The sequence below is a fragment of the Rhodococcus sp. MPR-R1B genome, assembly GCF_058793255.1.
On sequence record NZ_JBXAFO010000018.1, the window covers coordinates 95,386 to 114,482 of the forward strand.

Sequence of the window (19,097 nt, forward strand, 5' to 3'; positions counted from 1 at the left end):
TCCCCCTAACCGGACAGATTGAAGTTGCCGGAACCGCCGTAGAGCGCGAGTGAGACGAGCAGGGTCACCGCCACGACGCAGATCAGCGAGAGCCGAACCCCGCGGCCCACTGCAGTTCCCACGCCCGACGGTCCCCCGGACGCGTTGTATCCGTAGTACGTGTGGATCAGCATCACCAGTAGTGCCATCACGAGCACTTGAACGAAGGACCATGCGACGTCGACCGGATCGAGGAACGTCGTGAAGTAGTGGTCGTAAAGACCCGAGGACTGACCGAACAGCACGACCGTGGTGAATCGTCCGGCCAGAAATGATCCTACGAGCGCCAGTGAGTACAGCGGCAAGATCGCGATCATCCCTGCGGTGACGCGGGTGCTGACGACGTACGGGACCGAACTGATCGCCATCGATTCGAGGGCGTCGATTTCCTCGCTGATTCGCATGGCACCGATCTGCGCGGTCGAACCTGCTCCGATCGTGGCCGACAGGCCGATTCCCGCGATGACCGGCGCAGCGATACGAACGTTGATGAAGGCGGAGAAGAATCCGGTGAGCGCTTCGACTCCGATATTTCCCAGCGAGCTGAAACCTTGGATCGCAATGGTGCCGCCCGAGGCGAGAGTCAAAAATCCTACGACCGCAACCGTGCCGCCGATCACTGCCAAACTTCCGGTGCCCATGCTGATCTCGGCTACCAGCCTCAACACTTCTTTCGGGTGTTTGCGAATTGCCCACGGGATGTGAGCGATGGCGCGCGCGAAGAAGACAGCTTGTCGCCCGACGTCGTCGATCGAGCGTGACGTTCGAGCCACCCGCGCCCGCGTGCGTCCGAACTTGCCGATTTGTGCCAGTGAATCCGACAGCGTCACCTCGATCACCCCGCCGTCAATCGGATGCCGACCGCGGTGACGATGGTGTTGACGACGAACAACGCCATGAATGCGTACACCACCGTTTCGTTGACGGCCTCCCCCACGCCTTTCGGCCCACCCCGTACCGACAGTCCGCGATAGCAGGCCACCAATCCCGCCAGCATCCCGAACAGTGCAGCTTTGACCATCGACAACGCCACCTCGGGCAGGCCGGTCAGCAACGTGATTCCCTCGACGAAGGCGCCAGGGTTCACGCCCTGGAGAAACACCGAGAAGGCGTAACCGCCGGCGATGCCGATGACGCAGACGAGTCCGTTGAGCAGCAAAGCCACCACGGTCGACGCGACCACACGCGGAATCACCAACCGATTGATCGGATCGATCCCGAGCACCTCCATGGCGTCGATCTCTTCACGAATCGTTCTCGATCCCAGATCGGCGGCGATGGCTGTCGCGCCCGCACCTGCCACGATCAGCACCGTCACCACCGGACCGACCTGAGTCACGGCACCGAGCGCGGCCCCGGCGCCGCTGAGGTCGGCGGCACCGATCTCGCGGAGAAGGATGTTGAGGGTGAAACTCACCAGGACCGTGAACGGCACGGCTACCAACACGGTCGGCACGATCGACACCCGGGCGATCATCCAACTCTGCTCGAGAAACTCCTGCACCTGAAAGCGGGTGCGGAACAAGCCCACTGCGACATCGGCGCCCATCCGGTAGAACTGGCCGAGTTCGCGCATCGGGCCCGCAAGTGCAACTCTTCCGCTGTACACGTCAATGCCCCGAAGGACATGACGTGGAGTTGCCGTAGTCGACCTTGAATTCCTTGATCCCGTTGAGCCAACCGGACGAGAGCCTGCTCGGATCGCCGAGCTTGCTGATGTCGGGCATGTGATCGGCGATCTTGCCGAAGATCAGATCGACCTCCATTCTGGCCAGGTTGGCGCCGACGCAGTAGTGCGGTCCGGTTCCTCCGAACGCGAGGTGCGGGTTCGGGTCTCGGGTGATGTCGAAGACGTCGGGGTTCTCGAAGACGGTTTCGTCGAAGTTCGCCGAGCCGTAGAGCAGTACGACACGCTGCCCCTTCGCAATCGCAGTGCCGGCAATCTGTGTGTCCACCACTGCTGTTCGTTGCATGGACGTCAGTGGCGAAGCCCAGCGGATGATCTCGTCCGCGGCGGTGCGCGGACGCTCACGCTTGTACAGTTCCCACTGATCCGGATGCTCGAGAAATGCCATCATGCCGAGTGTCGTTGCGTTGCGCGTCGTTTCGTTGCCCGCGACAGCCAACATGATGACGAAGAAACCGAACTGTTCCGGGGTGAGTTTCTGCCCGTCGATGTCGGCATGCACCAAGCGCGAGATGATGTCGTCGAGCGGTTCCTCCCGTCTCGCCTCGGCCAGTTGATAGGCGTAGCCCAGGATCTGCGCCGACGCCATCCGCGACTCGCCGGCGAGCGACTCGTCGTCGTATCCCGTCATCTGATTCGACCATTCGTACAGCTGACGGCGCCCGTCCTGCGGTACACCGATCAGCTCCGAGATCGCCTGCATCGGTAACTCGCTGGCGACCTGGCTGACAAAATCACCGCTACCTTCCGCCACGGCAGCCGACGCTATGTCTTCTGCCCGCGCTTCCAGCCCGGCCCGCATCGCTTCCACCGACCGCGGAGTGAACAAGCGCGCCACCAACTTGCGCAGCTGTGTGTGCTCAGGGGCGTCCTTGTTGATGAGGACGTGTTTTGTCGCCTCCAACTCCTCCGCCGAGATGTTGTCTTCATGCCGCGGAATGCAGCCGTTGACGTTGCTCGAGAACTCCTCGCTGCGCAACGAGACGTCGCGGACGTCTGCGTGGCGGGAGACAACCCAACAACCACCGTCGTGAAATCCGCCGGTACCCGGTTCCTGGGCGTTCCACCAGACCGGAGCGCATCGTCGTAGTTCGGCGAACTCGGCAAGCGGGACGCGCTCGCCGTACAGATGCGGGTCGGTCACGTCGAACCCGTCGGGAAGGTCGATCTCAGGCATTGCAGATGCTCCTTTACGGATGGGTGCCGGGTGCCGGGTGTTGCGTGTGAGCGCTAGTCGATCCGGTGGACCGGGTCGCTGTTCTGTGAGAACTCCTTGGCCCAGCGGTAGTCCGGCTTGCCGCTCGGCGCTCGAACGACCTCGTCGGCGATCCAGAAGGAACGCGGAATCTTGTAGCCGGCAAGCTGAGTGCGGGTGTGTTTTTCGATGGAATCGAAATCCGGTTCCACACCATCGCGGACGCGGAGCACCGCCGCCACCCGATTGCCCCACCGCTCGTCGGCAATGCCGATCACTGTTGCGTCGTAGATGTCGGGATGGGCCTTCACCACTGCTTCGACCTCTTCCACGAAGACTTTCTCACCGCCGGTGTTGACCACCATGTTTCCCCGGCCGAGGAGAGTGACCGAGCCGTCGTCCTCGATCCGCGCTCGGTCTCCGGTCACCACTGCCCGCGCGCCGTTCACCTCTCGGAATATCTCGGCCGACTTCACCGGATCGTTGTAGTAGCCCAGTGGGACGTTGCCGAGTTTCGCCAACCATCCTTCGGCCCCCGAACCCGGCTCCAACACACGGTTGTCGTCGTCGACGACGACCGTGAATCTGTTGGCGCCCACTTTGGGTCCGCCACGCTGCTCGAGCCCTTTGGTTGCGAATCCGATTCCGCCGAAGCCTGTTTCGGACGATCCAACCGAATCGGAGATCATCAGATTCGGAAAGACGTCGAAGAACGCGTCTTTGACCGATCCGGAGAAGAGCGCAGCGCCGGAGGCGAGCACGGCCAGGCTCGACGCATCCGGTTGCAATTCGTGATGGGCTTCGACCAGTGGACGGCCCATGGCGTCGCCGGTGATGACCATGACCTGCGGGCGATATTCGGCGACGACTTTCCAGACCTGCGCCGCATCGAACTTCGGTTCGAAGATGACGGTGTTTCCGGAGAACAGAGCGTTGAACGTCGGCATCAGTGCCGAGGTGTGGATCAGCGGTGGAAGCATGCACCACCGCATCGGTTCGGCTGCCGCGGCGCCACCGCGCGACTGCTGGTACTCGTCGGCGATCGGCTCACCCGAATAGAAGTCGTAACCGCCGGCCAACACGCGCCAGATGTCTTCCTGCCGCCAGACGACGCCTTTCGGTCGTCCGGTTGTTCCGCCGGTGTAGAGAACGTAGACGTCGTCGCCGGAACGCTCGGGAAAAGCATGTTCACCTACGCGCAGCGGGGATTGGTTGCCGAGAGCATCCTCGTACGCCACTGCCCCCGGAATCGACGGTTCGTTCCCGAGAGCGAGTTCGTCCGCCACCTCGATCACGTACTTGACCCGCGGCGCGGACACCAACGCCTCGGCGACCCGCTCAGCGAAACCACGATGGAATACCAACGCCGTGAGATCCGCATTCTCGTACAGATAAACCAATTCGTCGCTCGTGTAGCGGTAGTTCACCGTGATGGGAACGCCGCGGATCTTGAAGGCCGCGAGGACAGCAACCATCGCCTCGATCGAGTTGTGCAGTTGTATACCGATGTGCGAACCGACACCCAACCCGACGGACTGGAAGTAATGCGCCAATCGGTTGGCCCGCTCGTCGAGCTCACGGTATGTCACCTCCTCGCCGGAAACGATCAGCGCGAGGCGATCGGGCATCACATCGACGGAATGCTCGAACAGGTCTGCAAACGTGTACGCCATAGGTTGAGTCCTTCGGGTTCGGCCGGTCAGACGACGAAGAGAGGCAAAGGGATTCCGCGATCTTCGAATACGAATGCCGCGCCGGTACTGACCTTCGTAATGGCAACTTCGACGCATTCCGGTGCGGGAGCTTCGGTGATGTCGACGGCCAGAAGGAGCCCCGCGGCATCTTCGGCCACCACTCTCACGGTGAAGTGCGGATTCACGCCGCGGACCAAAGCCTGGAGGGGATCGAGGTGCTCGCTGCCGAGCAAGGTCGGCCAACCGCCGTCACGGTCGACAAGAGCGTCTCGCGAGATCCACAGCTCCAGAGCACCGCCGTCCGGTCGGATCTCGCTCTCCACATACTGCTTCGGATTCAGCAAGGGATGCACGGACAGGACCAATGCCAACGATTCCAGAGTCGAAGGAAGCCCGAGCGCATCTCGAATACGCTGTGCCGCAACTCCCGCGATTCCGGTCAATTGCTTTCGCGTGATCTCGCGCGCCTTGTCTTCGTCGGCACGGCGGCGAACCGCTGCCAGAAAGCCCAACGCCAACAGATGATGCTGCACGCAGATCTCCTCTGCGATACGAACCAAGGCTGATCGTGAGAAGTCGGAAAATCTCAGGTCGGACAACAACGGACCCGAGTAGTCCGCCTTACCGTCCCCACCGTGATCGATCGGGCTCAGCTCGACCGTCACCGCGGCGGTGCGTCCGATCTGCTCGGTGTGCGCGGTCATCACGGGAGGCGTGTGCGACGGGTCGATGGAAACGGTCCAGGCACAGTGCGGATGTCGGTCCGCGGGCCTGCGCGGTGGTCGGTGAATCGGACGGATCTGGGCGTGCGGGTTGGTCGCTATGGCCGTCGCATCGAAAGTCGGATCCTCGATGTCGTGACACATCGAGGTCACGAACTCATCGCCCAACGGCTCGACGTCCATGAGTGCTCCACAATGATCGAGCCAGAATTCACCGTGCAGCGCATCGTCGACCCGGTATCGAAAGTCCATGAACTGTGGCGGAGCGCCGATGTCGAGTTGTAGCCCTTTGAAGATCGTCACGACGTCGTCGCCCTCGTATCCGAGGGCCTTCTGCATGCGGCGGGTGTACCAGGGGCTGGCCGATTCCCACTCCTCGACGGCCACCTGCGCCATACCCTCGCGTCCGAATTCGACGATCAGATGCGCCATGCCCGAGCGATCGATCAGCTGCCCGCACAGGAGCAACTCGGGCACCAACACGGCAAGGTCGCGCTGCGAGAGTGTCTCGAAGGAATCGCGCACCGTCATCGGACTCACCACAGCGGGACCGGCGCGGTGCCCACCGGATACCAGCCCGGTAGCGGGTCGCCCGAGATCGATCGCTGGATCCGGCCCTGCATCCCCTTCGAGAGAGCGTTGTTGCCGATCATCTCCATGAACAGTGCCGACACGTTCCCGAAGTCGAAGAAGTCACGCTGCCAGGACCATTGGAAGTCCCCGCCGTAGCGGAACCAACTACCGCCGATACCGTAGACGGAGTAGTTGCTCCCGTCCTCACGCTTGGCATCGGAAATCTGCTTCCACAAGCCGATCACGTTTCCGCTACGTTCGTCGATCACAAAGTCTTGATACGGGTACTCCCAGCCTTCGAGGCCCTTCATCTCGAGGCCGAGCGCGACTTCGCGAATCTCCTCGCGCCCCACCGCCATGAAATCCTGCTTGGGACCGTAGTTCCACCCGTACGTGGCGTCCTCGGTGTACATGTCCGCCAACGGTTTCCAATCACCGGCGGCTTCGGCCTTCTTGTTCGCCTCGATCCAGCGTTGGACCATCTCGTCGAGCTCTGCGCGGTCGAAACCCGTCATCTGAACTTCCTCCCTCGAGTACTTGAATTCGCTGCAATCAATCGACAATCCGCTGTAATCAGTCGACAATTCTCAGGGCGCCGGTCGGGCAGTACCTGACCGCCAGCTCGGCTTCACCGCGGAGCGACTCGGGTGGGTCCGAGTCCAGAAGACTGACCTTCCCCCGCTTCGGGACGACAAAGATCTCCGGTGCCTCGAGCTCACACGCCGCATGGCCTTGGCACAGGTCGAGGTCGACTTCGACGTGCATGATCACCCCTCACGCCCGGGACGTGTTCTGCGCCGGTACCTCACCGTGCACGGCTGCTGCAACTGGACGACCATCTTGCTGTGGTCGTTTCGGTAGGACTCCGACGGCTGCGCCATCTCGAACTCGAAGTCCCGCAGCAGGATCGAGAAGATCGCTTTGAGCTGCATCTGGGCGAATGCAGCACCGACGCAGCGATGCCGGCCGGCTCCGAACGGAATCCACGTCCAGCGGTTGACGATGTCCTCTTGATTCGGGTCGATGTACCTCCCGGGATCGAAGGTGTCCGGTCGGGGGAAGTCCTCGGCGATTCGATTGGAGATCGCGGGCGTCGCAGCGACAAGATGGCCCTCTCGGATCTCGAAGCCGCCCACTTCGAAATCTCCACGTGCCACCCGCAACAGGATGATCAACGGCGGATGCAGTCGAAGGGTTTCCTTGACCACGGCCTCGAGAACCGGAATCTGGCGCAGGGCATGAAAACTGATGTCGGCGCCGTCGGAGTACAGATTGTCGAGTTCGTCGACGACGTCCGTCATGGTGTCGGGATGCCGCAACATCTCGATCAGCGACCACGCTGCCGTGCCGGAAGTCGTGTGGTGGCCGGCGAACATCATCGAGATGAAGATGCCGGTGATCTCGTCGGCACTGAACCGGAGGTCGCCGTTCTCGTCCTTGACCGAGACCAACACGTCCAACATGTCGCGGTCCTCCTTGCCCTTCGGAGGATTCGCGATGCGCCCGTTCATGATGTCCTGTACCAGAGCGACCAACGCCAACCGGGCCTCGTCGCGGCGGCGGAAACTCTCGATCGGCGCGTACGGATCCACGAAAGCCAATGCATCAGTTCCCTGTTCGAGCTCGTGATACAGCTTGGCGAAGCTATCGTCCAGTTCGTCGCGGAACTTCTTGCCGATCAGGCACGCCGACGAGGTGTAGATGGTCAGCTCGGCGAAGAAGTCGAGCAGATCGATCTCGCCTTCGTCTCCCCACTGCGCGACCATCGCCTCGACCTCGCGGCCGATCGTGGCGGCGTGCCCACGCATCTGTTCGCCGCGCAGAGCCGAGTTGTGCAGCATCTCCTTACGCCGCTCCGGGCTGGCATCGAAGACGACGCCTTCACCGAATATCGGCTTCATGAAGGGGTAAGCCGCTTGTTGGTCGAGATCCTCGTCGGTGGAGCGGAAGAAGAACTCGTTTGCCTCAGCTCCGGACAGCAGGATCACTGTGCGGTCGGCAAGTTGAAAGGCGCCGACGTCACCACATTCCTCACGCACCCGGCGCATGAGCGCTATCGGGTCGGTTCGCAGTTCCTCGAGATGCCCGTGCGGGAGATCCCCGCCGGACACCCGCGGCGGCTCGGGCAGTGTTCGCGACGTCTCCTGCACTCCGTGCGTCATGTCGTCTCCTGTGAGTTCGCAGTGGGAAGTTTGTCCAGTGGTGCCTCGGGCTGAACTTCGACGAGCACGATGTGTGCTCCTCGCGGCGCCGACACAACGGCGACAATGGCATTGGCGATGTCCGAGGCGCGCAGAAAGTAACCATGGCGGGCGAACCCCCACTTACTCCACGATTCCCCAACCGGTCCGATGATCTCCGGCGTCGTGTCCATCCCCATGCCGGTCAGTGTCGGCCCGGGTCGCACGATCGACGCGCGAATGCCTGTTCCTTCGAGCTCCATTCGCATCTGGCGCCCCATTGCTTCGAGCCCGGCCTTGGCCGCGTCGTAAGCACCCATGAGTGGACGCTGGCGCTCGGCACAATCCGAGCCGATCAGTACGAAGTCACCGCGCTGTCGTTGCCTCATGCCGGGGAGTACGCGATGCGCCAATCGCTGCGCACCAACGAGGTGGACTTGGATCTGCCGTGAAAACGCCTCTGGATCCATCTCGTCCGCAGCCCCGAATTCGAGGTCACCGGCACCGGAGACGACCATTTCGGTGGGACCGTGGACTGCCTCTGCGGCCGAGACGAATCCGTCGACCGAATCACCGTCCGTGACGTCGAGGAAGTGGGCAAACGCTTCGCCACCATTGCTGCGGATCTTCTCGGCGATGGCTTCGCATTCGGTGACTCGACGCGCACCGAGCGCAACCGGATGGCCGAGTTCGGCCAGGGCATACGCAGTAGCGGTGCCGATTCCCGAGGATGCACCACTGATCAATGCCGGCCGGCGAAGTGGATTGGGTTCGAAACGAGGCATCAGCGCACCTGCACTTTCACCGGCAGGGCCGCAAAGCCCCGGACGTTTGTCGAATGAACACGCTCGATTCCGGACTCGTCGACTTCGTAGTCGCTGACCCGACGCCCGAACTCTGCGAGGGCGATCTTGGCTTCGAGCTTGGCAAGGTGGGCACCGAGACAGAAGTGCACGCCACCACCGAAACTCGCGAGTTTTCCCGACGAACTCCGGCCGATCTGGAAGCTGTCGGCATCCTCGAAGACGTCGGCGTCTCGGTTGGCCGATCCGATCAGGAGCAGGACCTTCTCCCCCGCCGGAATGGTGCGTCCGTGATACTCGAGGTCGACAACCGAAGTCCGAGCCACGATCTGGCTCGACGTGTCGTAGCGAAGAGTCTCTTCCACCCACTCCGAGGCTCGTTCGGGATCGTCGAGAACCGGTGTGATCTGCTCCCGGTGGTGCGAACCCCAGTACAGAGCGTTTCCGAGAAGCTTGGTCGTGGTCTCGTTTCCGGCCACGACCATCAGAAACATGAATCCGAGGATCTCCTGGTCCGAGAGTTTGTCTCCGTCGATCTCGGCATCGAGCAAGGCCGAGGTCAGATCGTCCGTCCGCGATCGGCGACGCTGCGCGATCATCTCCTTGTAGTAGCCCATCAAACTGATCGAAGCCTCCACCGCAGGTTGCGGCACGTCGAGAACACCCGCCTCTCGATGCACCACCAGATCCGCCTTTCGCCGCAGTTCGGCTCTGTCGGGTTCGGGAACCCCCATGAGTTCGGAGATGACGTCCATCGGCAGCTTTCCCGCCACCTCCGTAATCCAGTCGAACTCCCCCGCGCCCAACGCAGGTACCAGATGTTGCTTCGTGAGTTCGAGTATCCGGCCGTCGAGCTCCGCAACCCGTCGCGGCGTGAATCCGCGAGAAACCAACTGGCGCAACCGCATATGGCGGGGATCGTCCATCGCGAGAAACGACATCACATAATGTGCGTGTGGACCGTAGGCTGCGGGGTCGAGCGATACCCCGTTGGCGCTCGAGAGACGCTTGTTGTCCTTGAATCCGTCGACCACGTCCGCATATCGCGACAACGCCCAAAAGCCAACGTCCGGATTGTGATACAACGGTGATTCTTCGCGCAGACGCTTGTACGTCGGATACGGATCGTCGTGAAAGTGGTAGTCGTACGGATTGAAGACCACCGGATCGATCAAAGCTTCTGTCATGATTTCTCCAGGATCAGTAGAGCTGAGGCCTCGAGGCGTCCAGCGATTTGCGCGTAGGTTCCGTAGCCGATCCCTGCTCGCAGAAGCGCCCCGGCATAAAGCATTTCGAGCGCTTCCAACACTTCGGGTTCGCCATTCGGATCCAGCGCCGAAGCGAGTCGTTGATGGATCTCGAGTCCGATCCGCCCGCGAAGATGTTCCACTTCAGGATCGGATCCGAGCAGTGCATTGGTCACGGCGGCCGATACCTCCGGTTCGTCCGCGAGAAGCAGCGCGATGTTTCGAAGTACAGACAGCACGTGCGCGGTGCGATCCAACCCTGAGCCATCAGGCGCCGACGAGTTCTGAAGTCTTCGCCAGAAAACCTCTGCGACCAGATGCTCCTTGGACGCGAAATACGTGTAGGCGGTCGCAGTTCCTACACCCGCTTCGGCCGCAACCGAACGGACAGTCAGTCCGGAAAACTCTTGTTTGCGTAGAACTTTCACTGTTGCTTCGGCAAGCCTGGCCACAGTTTCCGCCTGTTTGCCCGTGAGGCGCCTGCGAGTGGATTCATAGACAATCGATCCCCCGCCACTTGAATCGCCCCGTTTGCTGGACACGTGTCTGGACGTTACTACAGCGCCCTGTCCAGGGCAACGAAATGGGGAAACTTCGAAAATTCACCACTCACAGGCAGCCACGAAGCGAAAAGTTCTACTACAGACCGATCTTCATCCCGGCACCAGCGTCCACGCGCAGTTGCTGGCCGGTGACGAATCGCGACTCGTCCGAGGACAGGTACACGACCGCATGCGAGATGTCCGCGGGCTCGACCCACGGGGTCGGCATCGCCTGCATGAACGGGAACGTCACTGCCGCATCCTCGGCGGTCGGATTCTCGAGGTCGGGACGGAACGTCCGGTACATCGGCATGCTCTGCAACATGTCGGTGTTCACGTTGGTCGGATGAATCGCGTTGACGCGAATGGAACTCGGCCCGAGAGTCAGTGCCAACGAACTGGTATATGCCTGAATCAGCTTCTTGGCCAGTCCGTATCCGTCGCCACCCGGACCCTGGAGCGCCTGCTGCCCGTTGAATCCGGTCTGTGGCACCAGACCGGCAACAGAGCCGATCGCGATGATCGAACCCCCTTCGCCGAGGTATTCCATCGACGCGTGCACTGTATTGACGACACCGAGAAAGTTCACATCGAACGCGTCGACGAAACCGGCAGTCGACACGTGCTTGCCGAGCGGACAGATACCGGCGTTCGCCACGACGACATGCAATCCGCCCAACTGACCTACCGCCTCGGCAAGTGCCGTTTCGAGTCCGGCGCGATCGCGGACGTCGACACGGGCCGTCACCACCTGCTGTCCGGTCTCTTTCACCAGTCGAGCCGTTTCCTCGAGATCGGCAGGACTGGCGAGCGGGTATTCGTTGCTGGCGATGTCTGCGCACAGATCGAAGGCGATGATGTGCGCGCCCTCCCGTGCGAGATGAACGGCATGACTGCGCCCCTGACCTCGAGCAGCACCGGTCACCAGCACCACTTTTCCGTCAACTCTGTTCATTTCGACCTCTCTCCCGTGAATGTGAAGGCGTGCATGTGAAAGCGTGGATGTGAAGGCGTGCATGTGAAGGCGTGGATGTGAATGTGCGGTGAACCGTAGCCGCGCCGCCCCGGACACGAGGCGCTTTTCACCGAAGCAGATCCCGAGACGCTCTCGAAATCTCTTATGCCCCAGAAACCATTGCCTCAACCACGAGTGTGAACTAGAGTCCAGACACATGTCCAGAAAGAGAGGGTTCGCGTTATGACGCTTCGACCCGCAGACAGTTCTGCACTTCTCGTCGACGGAAAGCTGGTTCCCGGATCGGGTGGAACCTTCGAAGTTTTCAACCCGGCCACCGAGGAACTGATCGGCCGTGCGGCCGAAGGCACCACCGCGGACATGGACGCGGCCATTGCCGCTGCGCGCCGTGCGTTCGACGAGACCGAATGGGCACGCGATCACGGGTTTCGCGCTCGCTGCCTGCGCCAACTGTGCGACGCACTCCAGTCTCACATCGAGGAGTTGCGTGAGATCACCGTCGCCGAGGTCGGCGCACCCGTCATGCTGACGAGCGGTCCGCAACTCGAAGGCCCGATCGAAGATCTTCGATACTGGGCCGATCTGATCGAAACCTATTCGTGGGAACAAGATCTCGGGCACGCGTCACCCATGGGGATTCCGACCCATCGCCGACTGCTCAAGGAAGCGGTCGGCGTCGTCGGCGCAATCACACCGTGGAACTTCCCGCACCAGATCAATTTCGCCAAACTCGGCCCCGCCCTCGCGGCCGGCAACACCATCGTTCTCAAACCCGCGCCGGACACGCCCTGGTGCGCCGCGCTTGTCGCCAAGGTGATTGCAGAAGAAACCGAGATCCCGGCGGGCGTCGTCAACGTGGTGACGTCGACAGACCACTCTCTCGGCGCGCAGCTGTGCAGCGATCCGCGCGTCGATCTCGTGTCCTTCACCGGTTCCACCGCCACCGGACGCACGGTGATGGCCACGGCCGCGCAAACCCTCAAGAAGGTCTTCCTCGAACTCGGGGGCAAGTCCGCATTCATCGTCCTCGACGACGCTGACATCAAGGGTGCATGCTCGGTTGCCGCGTTCTCCGTGTGCGTTCATGCCGGTCAGGGATGCGCACTCAGTACCAGACTTCTCGTGCCGCGCGCTCGGTACGAAGATGCTCTGGCCGCGGCCTCCGCCGCGATGGCGGGTATCCGAGCCGGTGACCCCAGCGCGCGCGGAACGGTGTGTGGTCCGGTCATCTCCGCGCGCCAGCGCGCCAGGGTGGAGAGCTACCTCGCCCTCGCGGTCGAAGAGGGCGGCACGATCGTGACGGGTGGAGGCCGACCCGACGATCACCAGAGCGGCTTCTTCGTCGAACCCACTCTCATTGCCGGGCTGGACAACTCGTCTCGCGTAGCGCAGGAGGAGATTTTCGGGCCCGTTCTCGTGATCATTCCGTACGACAACGACGACGACGCTATCCGGATTGCCAACGATTCCCCCTACGGCCTGTCCGGGTCGGTGTGGGGCGCCGATCCCGATCGCGTCGCGCACGTCGTTGCCGGTGTCAGAACCGGAACGCTGAGCGTCAACGGCGGCGTCTGGTATTCGGCCGACGCACCGTTCGGCGGCTACAAACAATCCGGGATCGGCCGCGAAATGGGCCTCGCCGGTTTCGAGGAATACCTCGAAACCAAGCTCGTCGCTTCACCTTCCTGACATTCCACACCCTCACCCCACACCCTCACCACAGAATCATCACCACGAAAGTAGGTCGACATGGGACGTTTCGACGGTCGCACCGCGATAGTCACCGGAGCAGCGCAGGGTATCGGAGAGGCGTATGCCCGCGCTCTGGCCGCGGAGGGGGCCAACGTGGTCGTGGCGGACCTCAATCGCGAACTCGGTGAAGCTGTCGCCAAGCAGATCACGGCGGACGGTGGAAGTGCCGTGTTCAAGGACGTCGACGTCGCCGACGGGGAGTCGACTGCGGCACTTGCCGACTTCACGATCGAGCAGTTCGGTAGCATCGAGCATCTGGTGAACAACGCTGCCATCTACGGCGGAATGAAGATCGATTCCCTGTTGACGGTGGACTGGGACTACTACCGAAAGTTCATGAGCGTCAACATGGACGGCGCCTTGCACGTGTGCCGGGCGGTCGTACCTCATATGCGCGCGAAGGGCGGTTCGATCGTCAACCAGTCCTCCACAGCAGCCTGGCTGTACTCGAATTACTACGGACTCGCGAAAGCCGGCGTCAACAGCCTGACACAACAACTCGCGACCGAACTCGGCTGGTCGAACATCCGGATCAACGCCATCGCTCCCGGTCCCATCGACACGGAGGCGACTCGAACCGTCACCCCCGGCAACATCGTCAAGGACATGGTGAAGCGAATCCCGTTGCAGCGCATGGGAACGCCGGAGGATCTCGTCGGCATGTGCCTGTTCCTTCTCTCCGACGACGCAGGCTGGGTGACCGGGCAGATCTTCAACGTCGACGGAGGCCAGGTGTACCGGTCATGACGGAATCGGCGCCGAAAGCCAGCGCTTCGAAAACCAGACTGGGATACATCGGCCTAGGCAACATGGGCGCGCCGATGGCGCAGCGCCTCCTGGACTGGCCGGGCGGACTGGTGGTGTGTGATGCCCGCGCAGAAGCGCTCGAGCCGTTCACCACTGCGGGCGCGAGCGCAGCATCGACGCCCGCCGACGTTGCAGCGCAGGCGAGCATCATCTCCGTCACGGTGCTCGACGACGCGCAGGTACGCGAGGTTGTGTGCGGGCCGCACGGGATCCTGTCGACCGCACAGCCAGGCACTGTCGTCGCGATTCACTCCACTATCTCGGACACCACGGCGGTGGAACTCGCTGACATCTGTCAACAGCGTGGTGTTCTGCTGGTCGACGCGCCGATCAGTGGCGGTGCCGGCGGCGCAGCGCAGGGCAGGCTGGCAGTGATGATCGGCGGCTCCGACGAGGCGTTCCAAGCCGTCCGCGAGCCCTTCGGATCCTGGGCCGAGCTGGTGGTTCACGCCGGTGACGTCGGCGCGGGAACGCGAATGAAGCTCGCACGCAACCTTCTTCACTTCGTCTCGTTCACCGCCACGACCGAGGCCGCGCGACTCGCCGAAGCAGCAGGACTCGATCTCCGCACGCTCGGAAAGGTCGTCAGGCACACCGATGCGATCACTGGTGGCGCGGGCGCGATCATGCTCCGCGACACCACCGCACCGGTCTCGGAGGACGACCCGTGGTTCTCGATACTGCGGCATGTTCGCAATCTCGGGGAGAAGGACTTGGCCTTGGCCATCGACCTCGGAGATCGGCTGAATCTCGACCTGCCGCTCGCGCACCTTGCGCTCGCCGGACTCGGTGCCGGTCTGGGCGTCGGGAATGACAGCGAAGACAGGCCGGCCGAACCTTCAACGGCATCTTCGGCATCTACTACTCGGGAGCACGCATGACCGACACCACTCACATGACCGATGCCGGTGGAACCGACGAAAGCCGCATCTCCGAGACCCGCGCTCGTGGCGTCGCGAAGATGAACGAGGTGTACGGCTGGGAGCTTCCCGCCGACGTTCCCGGCGACTTCTTCGCGGTCACCGCGGACCACCTCTTTGCCGACATCTGGACGCGACCGGGACTGTCGGTGCGTGACCGACGACTACTCCTGATCGGTGCCATCACCGCCCAGGGGCAGAACGATGTGGCAAAGATCCAGATCAACGCTGCTCTCCACAACGAGGAGTTGACCGAGCAGCAGTTCGAAGAGGCCGCGATTTTCCTGTGCCACTACGTCGGCTGGCCGCTGGCCACCGGACTCAACAATGCGCTGATCGCTGTGAAGGCCGACAGACGTAAAGCCGCGCGCGCCAAGGAGAAGGCCGCGGCCGATTCCGCGAAAACGGACACCGACTGACTTTCGGTCGAGATACTGCCATCAGGGCATCAATCACACCCACCGATTCCCCCACCAACCAACCAGAAGAACGAAGGATCCGAATCCATGGCCGAGGCCAGCTCAATCCGTCCGCAGTCCGCCGCAAGCATCGAGCAGTGGGACTTCGAGGCTGACGTCGTCGTCGCCGGCTACGGCATTGCCGGAGTGAGTGCTTCGATCGAGGCCGCGCGAGCGGGCGCCGACGTGTTGGTGCTCGAGCGCACGAGCGGCTGGGGCGGCGCTGCCGCGCTGGCAGGGGGATTCATCTATCTGGGCGGCGGGACCCCGTTGCAGCAGGCACTCGGGTTCGAGGACTCCCCCGCCAACATGAAATCGTTCATGATGGCCGCACTCGGTCCCGGCGCCGACGAGGAGAAGATCACCGACTACTGCGAAGGCAGTGTCGAGCACTACAACTGGCTCGTCGACAACGGTGTGCCGTTCAAGGAGAGTTTCTACGGCCAACCCGGCTGGGAAACACCCTTCGACGACGGACTCATGTATTCCGGCGGCGAGAACTCGGCACCGTTCAACACGATCGCGACACCGGCCCCTCGCGGGCACGTGCCGCAGATGAGCGGCAAGCGCACCGGGGAGAAGGGCGGTGGTTTCATGTTGATGAAGCCACTGATCGAGACGGCCGAAAGCCTCGGTGTACGAGCCGAATACGACATGCGAGTCCAGCGTCTGGTCGTCGACGGCGATCGAGTAGTCGGCATCATCGCCAAGCAGTACGGCAAGGAAGTGGCAGTTCGAGCACGCACGGGTGTCGTACTGGCGACGGGAAGCTTCGCCTACAACGAAGCGATGATCCAGTCGTACGCCCCACGGCTGATCGGGCGCCCCGGTGCGGCTATCGAAGAGCACGACGGCAAGGCCATCCAGATGGCGCAGGCACTCGGGGCCGACCTCGCACACATGGACGCAACCGAGGTCGCATTCTTCGGCGACCCCCAGTTGATGATCCGCGGCATTCTGGTCAACGGACGCGGCCAGCGCTACGTCAACGAAGACACGTATCCGGGAAGAATCGGCCAGGAGACGCTGCTGCGCAACGAGAATCAGGCCTACCTGATCATCGACGAAGCTTCCTACGAAGAGGGCTGCGCCGCCGACAGTTCCACACCGTTCTTCAGATTCCAGCCCAAGTGGGTGGCCGAGACCGTCGAGGAACTCGAATCCGACATGGGCCTGCCGGAAGGCGCCCTTCAGTCGACCGTCGAGGTCTACAACCGGCACGCCGCCCGTGGTGAAGACCCGGTACTCGGTAAGAAGAAGGAGTGGGTCAAGCCGATCGGCTCACCCGTCGCTGCGCTCGATCTTCGCAATTTCACCGCCGGATTCACGCTCGGCGGCCTGCGCACGTCGATCAACTCGGAGGTCATCCACGTCTCCGGCGAACCGATCCCGGGTTTGTTTGCCGCTGGACGCTGCACCGCCGGCGTCTGCGCCGGTGGATACGCCTCCGGAACGTCCCTCGGTGACGGCAGCTTCTACGGGCGACGCGCGGGAATCAGCGCTGCCAAGGGTTGAGTGTCTCTTCTCAAATGTCAGCGTCCTCAATGTCAGCGTCCTCGCTGCGACGTTCGAGGAACAATGTGTCACGCCACCTGCCACCGAGTTGAGCGATACGCGAGCGAGTGCCGACGATTCGGAATCCGACGGCCTGATGCAAGGCGACACTCGCCCGGTTCTCCGGGAAGATCGACGACTGCACCGTCCAGATCTCGCTGGCGTCGGCGGCTTGCACCTGTCGGCGAAGCAGCAGCTTGCCCACGCCGCGCCCGCGAGCGCCGCTACCGATGTAGATGGAGTTCTCGGCGACCCCGCGGTAGCAATCACGCGAGGACACCGGGCTCAGGCTCGCCCAGCCTTCGACTCGGCCGTCGATCTCGGCGACCCATCGATGATCGGGCAACCATTGCGCTTCGAGCTTCTCGGCTGACGGCACCGACGTGGTGAACGTCGCGGTTCCGGTGTCGATTCCTTCGCGGTAGATCGAGCGCACGGCATCCCAGTCGCCGGATTCCATGCGGCGCAGCACCACATCGTCGGGAAGAACTCCCAGTGTGTCTTCGACCGGGCCACGCGCAGCCACGACGGCGGCCGCTGCCATCAGATCGGAGTATGCCGTTCCGGCAACACTGACAACCGAAGTGCCTTCACGCACCGAAGCCTCGACAAAACCGACCTCGATCAAGGCCTCGAGGTGAGCACTCAGCGCCGACGGCGCGAGTGATGCGGCGTGTGCAATCGTGTCGACGTCGATCGGACCGCCGGCAGCGAGTCGGAGCACTCGCAGCCGCGTCGGATCACCAAGGCACGCAAACCTGCGCGCAAGTACATCGGTGTCGAGGGGCGCGAGTGTTTCTGAACTCATGTGGCGACTATAACGCCGCTGACCTGCAGTTCGGTCGGCTAGGTGGGGCGAGCGGGCCCCGAAGTGAGAAACAACTCAGCCGCCGATCCTCGGGTTCACCGGCTAACGCGCACCGATCGACTCGGCAATCATCGACCACGAGTTGTGAAGATCGTCCTGCCAATAACCCCAGGAGTGAGTGCCGGTTGCCCGGAAATCATAGGTGGCCGGGATGCCCAGGGAGTCGAGCCGCTCGGCCAAACGCTGGGTGCACTGGTTCGTCCCGGCCTCGATGACTCCACCCACGATCACCTGGTTCGCCAGAACGCCGAGGTCGCCGTTGACCATCGGTCCGCCCAGATTCTCGTGTGGGCCGGGCAGGCCCGATCCATTGCTGATGTAGAGGTCGACGCCCCGCAATCTCTCGGCGTTGACCACAGGATCGTTGGCTACCCAGCCCGGACCGCCGGGAGGACCCCACATGTTGTCCACGTTGCCGCCGCGGAATCCGACCACGAATCTCACGTAGTCCTGACCGGGTTGAGTACTCGTCTCGGCGCACCCGCTGAAAGCACCGACGGCACGGTAAACGGATGGCGCCGCCTCGGCCAGGCTCAGAACCGAGGTACCTGCCATCGACAATCCGGCAACGGCATTCACACCCGTCGTCCCGAGCGTGGCATCGACGATCGGTGGCAACTCCTCGGTGAGGAACGTGGTCCACTTGTTCAGCCCGAGAACAGGATCGGGCTTCTCCCAGTCGGTGTAGTAGCTGTAGGCACCGCCGATCGGGTTGACGACGTTGACGTTCTTGTCGCCGAAGAAGTCGACGACGTCTGTGCGTGTCTGCCACGTCGCCGTGTCCTCGCCTCCGCCCGCGCCGTTGAGCAGGTAGAGAGTCGGCCGGGGCGCACTCGTGTCTGCCGGCCGAATCACCTCGAGTGGGATCACCTTGTCCATTGCAGCGGAGTAGACATACATCGTCAGCTGACGGGCGTTGATTTCCTCGACGTGATCGAGAGCTGAACCACCTGGAGGGGATGTTCGCGCCTGATCAGCCGAGGCAAGCGCCGCTTCACCGAACAATCCCGTCCATGCGACGAGGGCGACGACCAGTATCGCCCGAGTACGTCCGATCCTTCTCATTGCCGCTCCTCGTGC

19 protein-coding genes are annotated in these 19,097 nt (G+C 62.5%); 5 read left to right on the forward strand and 14 right to left on the reverse strand.

Features of this window, described 5'->3' with window-relative positions; all coding sequences use genetic code 11:
* Nucleotides 1-5 precede the first annotated feature (5 nt).
* From AC1Q61_RS22965 to AC1Q61_RS23020, 12 genes are all read right to left on the reverse strand, one after another.
* Nucleotides 6-878, reverse strand: coding sequence for an MlaE family ABC transporter permease (locus tag AC1Q61_RS22965; RefSeq protein ID WP_492651083.1), 873 nt, complete (start codon nt 876-878; stop codon nt 6-8).
* Nucleotides 875-1,615 carry an MlaE family ABC transporter permease gene (locus tag AC1Q61_RS22970; RefSeq protein ID WP_021344419.1) on the reverse strand — a complete coding sequence of 247 codons (741 nt, stop codon included), beginning with the start codon at nt 1,613-1,615 and terminating at the stop codon, nt 875-877. Before AC1Q61_RS22970 ends, AC1Q61_RS22965 begins: the two co-directional genes overlap by 4 nt.
* 34 nt (nt 1,616-1,649) lie before the next feature.
* On the reverse strand, nt 1,650-2,903 hold the full coding sequence (locus tag AC1Q61_RS22975) for a cytochrome P450 (RefSeq protein ID WP_042952022.1): 1,254 nt from the start codon (nt 2,901-2,903) through the stop codon (nt 1,650-1,652).
* 53 nt (nt 2,904-2,956) lie between these two features.
* Complete coding sequence (locus tag AC1Q61_RS22980; RefSeq protein WP_019748676.1) at nt 2,957-4,594, reverse strand: acyl-CoA synthetase; 1,638 nt, start codon at nt 4,592-4,594, stop codon at nt 2,957-2,959.
* 26 nt (nt 4,595-4,620) lie between these two features.
* The gene (locus tag AC1Q61_RS22985; protein ID WP_069147196.1) at nt 4,621-5,868 is read right to left on the reverse strand and encodes a hypothetical protein; all 1,248 of its coding nucleotides are present in this window, start codon (nt 5,866-5,868) and stop codon (nt 4,621-4,623) included.
* Between the two features lie 5 nt (nt 5,869-5,873).
* On the reverse strand, nt 5,874-6,425 hold the full coding sequence (locus tag AC1Q61_RS22990) for a Cif family virulence factor (protein ID WP_020907944.1): 552 nt from the start codon (nt 6,423-6,425) through the stop codon (nt 5,874-5,876).
* A gap of 58 nt (nt 6,426-6,483) precedes the next feature.
* Nucleotides 6,484-6,675 carry a ferredoxin gene (locus AC1Q61_RS22995; RefSeq protein WP_029255487.1) on the reverse strand — a complete coding sequence of 64 codons (192 nt, stop codon included), beginning with the start codon at nt 6,673-6,675 and terminating at the stop codon, nt 6,484-6,486.
* A gap of 2 nt (nt 6,676-6,677) precedes the next feature.
* Complete coding sequence (locus AC1Q61_RS23000; RefSeq protein WP_492651082.1) at nt 6,678-8,072, reverse strand: cytochrome P450; 1,395 nt, start codon at nt 8,070-8,072, stop codon at nt 6,678-6,680.
* Nucleotides 8,069-8,875: an SDR family oxidoreductase gene (locus tag AC1Q61_RS23005; protein ID WP_019748681.1), complete on the reverse strand. Its 807-nt coding sequence runs from the start codon at nt 8,873-8,875 to the stop codon at nt 8,069-8,071. The genes AC1Q61_RS23000 and AC1Q61_RS23005 overlap by 4 nt, the downstream gene beginning before the upstream one ends.
* Nucleotides 8,875-10,080, reverse strand: a complete 1,206-nt coding sequence (locus AC1Q61_RS23010; RefSeq protein WP_019748682.1) for a cytochrome P450 — start codon at nt 10,078-10,080, stop codon at nt 8,875-8,877. The genes AC1Q61_RS23005 and AC1Q61_RS23010 overlap by 1 nt, the downstream gene beginning before the upstream one ends.
* The gene (locus AC1Q61_RS23015; RefSeq protein WP_024487471.1) at nt 10,077-10,643 is read right to left on the reverse strand and encodes a TetR/AcrR family transcriptional regulator; all 567 of its coding nucleotides are present in this window, start codon (nt 10,641-10,643) and stop codon (nt 10,077-10,079) included. Before AC1Q61_RS23015 ends, AC1Q61_RS23010 begins: the two co-directional genes overlap by 4 nt.
* A gap of 136 nt (nt 10,644-10,779) precedes the next feature.
* On the reverse strand, nt 10,780-11,637 hold the full coding sequence (locus AC1Q61_RS23020; RefSeq protein WP_019748684.1) for a mycofactocin-coupled SDR family oxidoreductase: 858 nt from the start codon (nt 11,635-11,637) through the stop codon (nt 10,780-10,782).
* A 243-nt stretch (nt 11,638-11,880) separates the two neighbouring features.
* On the opposite strand from AC1Q61_RS23020, the gene AC1Q61_RS23025 reads away from it, so the two are divergent.
* The 5 genes from AC1Q61_RS23025 (at nt 11,881) to AC1Q61_RS23045 (ending at nt 17,110) form a co-directional block, all read left to right on the forward strand.
* Nucleotides 11,881-13,347, forward strand: a complete 1,467-nt coding sequence (locus AC1Q61_RS23025; protein WP_084325648.1) for an aldehyde dehydrogenase — start codon at nt 11,881-11,883, stop codon at nt 13,345-13,347.
* Nucleotides 13,348-13,407: 60 nt separating this feature from the next.
* Entirely contained in the window at nt 13,408-14,157 is a 750-nt protein-coding gene (locus AC1Q61_RS23030) for an SDR family oxidoreductase (protein WP_007728639.1), read from the forward strand.
* Nucleotides 14,154-15,098 carry an NAD(P)-dependent oxidoreductase gene (locus AC1Q61_RS23035; protein ID WP_019748686.1) on the forward strand — a complete coding sequence of 315 codons (945 nt, stop codon included), beginning with the start codon at nt 14,154-14,156 and terminating at the stop codon, nt 15,096-15,098. Before AC1Q61_RS23030 ends, AC1Q61_RS23035 begins: the two co-directional genes overlap by 4 nt.
* Complete coding sequence (locus tag AC1Q61_RS23040) at nt 15,095-15,556, forward strand: carboxymuconolactone decarboxylase family protein (protein ID WP_021334001.1); 462 nt, start codon at nt 15,095-15,097, stop codon at nt 15,554-15,556. Before AC1Q61_RS23035 ends, AC1Q61_RS23040 begins: the two co-directional genes overlap by 4 nt.
* Before the next feature lie 87 nt (nt 15,557-15,643).
* The gene (locus AC1Q61_RS23045) at nt 15,644-17,110 is read left to right on the forward strand and encodes an FAD-dependent oxidoreductase (protein ID WP_092763535.1); all 1,467 of its coding nucleotides are present in this window, start codon (nt 15,644-15,646) and stop codon (nt 17,108-17,110) included.
* A gap of 10 nt (nt 17,111-17,120) precedes the next feature.
* Here the strand turns inward: AC1Q61_RS23045 and AC1Q61_RS23050 are convergent, their stop codons facing one another.
* Both AC1Q61_RS23050 and AC1Q61_RS23055 read right to left on the reverse strand, forming a co-directional pair.
* Entirely contained in the window at nt 17,121-17,957 is an 837-nt protein-coding gene (locus tag AC1Q61_RS23050; RefSeq protein ID WP_021334000.1) for a helix-turn-helix domain-containing GNAT family N-acetyltransferase, read from the reverse strand.
* 102 nt (nt 17,958-18,059) lie between these two features.
* Nucleotides 18,060-19,082, reverse strand: a complete 1,023-nt coding sequence (locus AC1Q61_RS23055) for an alpha/beta hydrolase (protein ID WP_019748690.1) — start codon at nt 19,080-19,082, stop codon at nt 18,060-18,062.
* Nucleotides 19,083-19,097 lie beyond the last annotated feature (15 nt).

What these genes read in the sequence shown, in the direction of transcription:
- AC1Q61_RS22970 (WP_021344419.1), bottom strand. Translation starts at nt 1,615, where the DNA reads ATGCGCGAACTCGGCCAGTTCTACCGGATGGGCGCCGATGTCGCAGTG.
- AC1Q61_RS22975 (WP_042952022.1), bottom strand. Translation starts at nt 2,903, where the DNA reads ATGCCTGAGATCGACCTTCCCGACGGGTTCGACGTGACCGACCCGCAT.
- AC1Q61_RS22980 (WP_019748676.1), bottom strand. Translation starts at nt 4,594, where the DNA reads ATGGCGTACACGTTTGCAGACCTGTTCGAGCATTCCGTCGATGTGATG.
- AC1Q61_RS22985 (WP_069147196.1), bottom strand. Translation starts at nt 5,868, where the DNA reads ATGACGGTGCGCGATTCCTTCGAGACACTCTCGCAGCGCGACCTTGCC.
- AC1Q61_RS22990 (WP_020907944.1), bottom strand. Translation starts at nt 6,425, where the DNA reads ATGACGGGTTTCGACCGCGCAGAGCTCGACGAGATGGTCCAACGCTGG.
- AC1Q61_RS22995 (WP_029255487.1), bottom strand. Translation starts at nt 6,675, where the DNA reads ATGCACGTCGAAGTCGACCTCGACCTGTGCCAAGGCCATGCGGCGTGT.
- AC1Q61_RS23000 (WP_492651082.1), bottom strand. Translation starts at nt 8,072, where the DNA reads ATGACGCACGGAGTGCAGGAGACGTCGCGAACACTGCCCGAGCCGCCG.
- AC1Q61_RS23005 (WP_019748681.1), bottom strand. Translation starts at nt 8,875, where the DNA reads ATGCCTCGTTTCGAACCCAATCCACTTCGCCGGCCGGCATTGATCAGT.
- AC1Q61_RS23010 (WP_019748682.1), bottom strand. Translation starts at nt 10,080, where the DNA reads ATGACAGAAGCTTTGATCGATCCGGTGGTCTTCAATCCGTACGACTAC.
- AC1Q61_RS23020 (WP_019748684.1), bottom strand. Translation starts at nt 11,637, where the DNA reads ATGAACAGAGTTGACGGAAAAGTGGTGCTGGTGACCGGTGCTGCTCGA.
- AC1Q61_RS23025 (WP_084325648.1), top strand. Translation starts at nt 11,881, where the DNA reads ATGACGCTTCGACCCGCAGACAGTTCTGCACTTCTCGTCGACGGAAAG.
- AC1Q61_RS23030 (WP_007728639.1), top strand. Translation starts at nt 13,408, where the DNA reads ATGGGACGTTTCGACGGTCGCACCGCGATAGTCACCGGAGCAGCGCAG.
- AC1Q61_RS23035 (WP_019748686.1), top strand. Translation starts at nt 14,154, where the DNA reads ATGACGGAATCGGCGCCGAAAGCCAGCGCTTCGAAAACCAGACTGGGA.
- AC1Q61_RS23040 (WP_021334001.1), top strand. Translation starts at nt 15,095, where the DNA reads ATGACCGACACCACTCACATGACCGATGCCGGTGGAACCGACGAAAGC.
- AC1Q61_RS23045 (WP_092763535.1), top strand. Translation starts at nt 15,644, where the DNA reads ATGGCCGAGGCCAGCTCAATCCGTCCGCAGTCCGCCGCAAGCATCGAG.
- AC1Q61_RS23050 (WP_021334000.1), bottom strand. Translation starts at nt 17,957, where the DNA reads ATGAGTTCAGAAACACTCGCGCCCCTCGACACCGATGTACTTGCGCGC.
- AC1Q61_RS23055 (WP_019748690.1), bottom strand. Translation starts at nt 19,082, where the DNA reads ATGAGAAGGATCGGACGTACTCGGGCGATACTGGTCGTCGCCCTCGTC.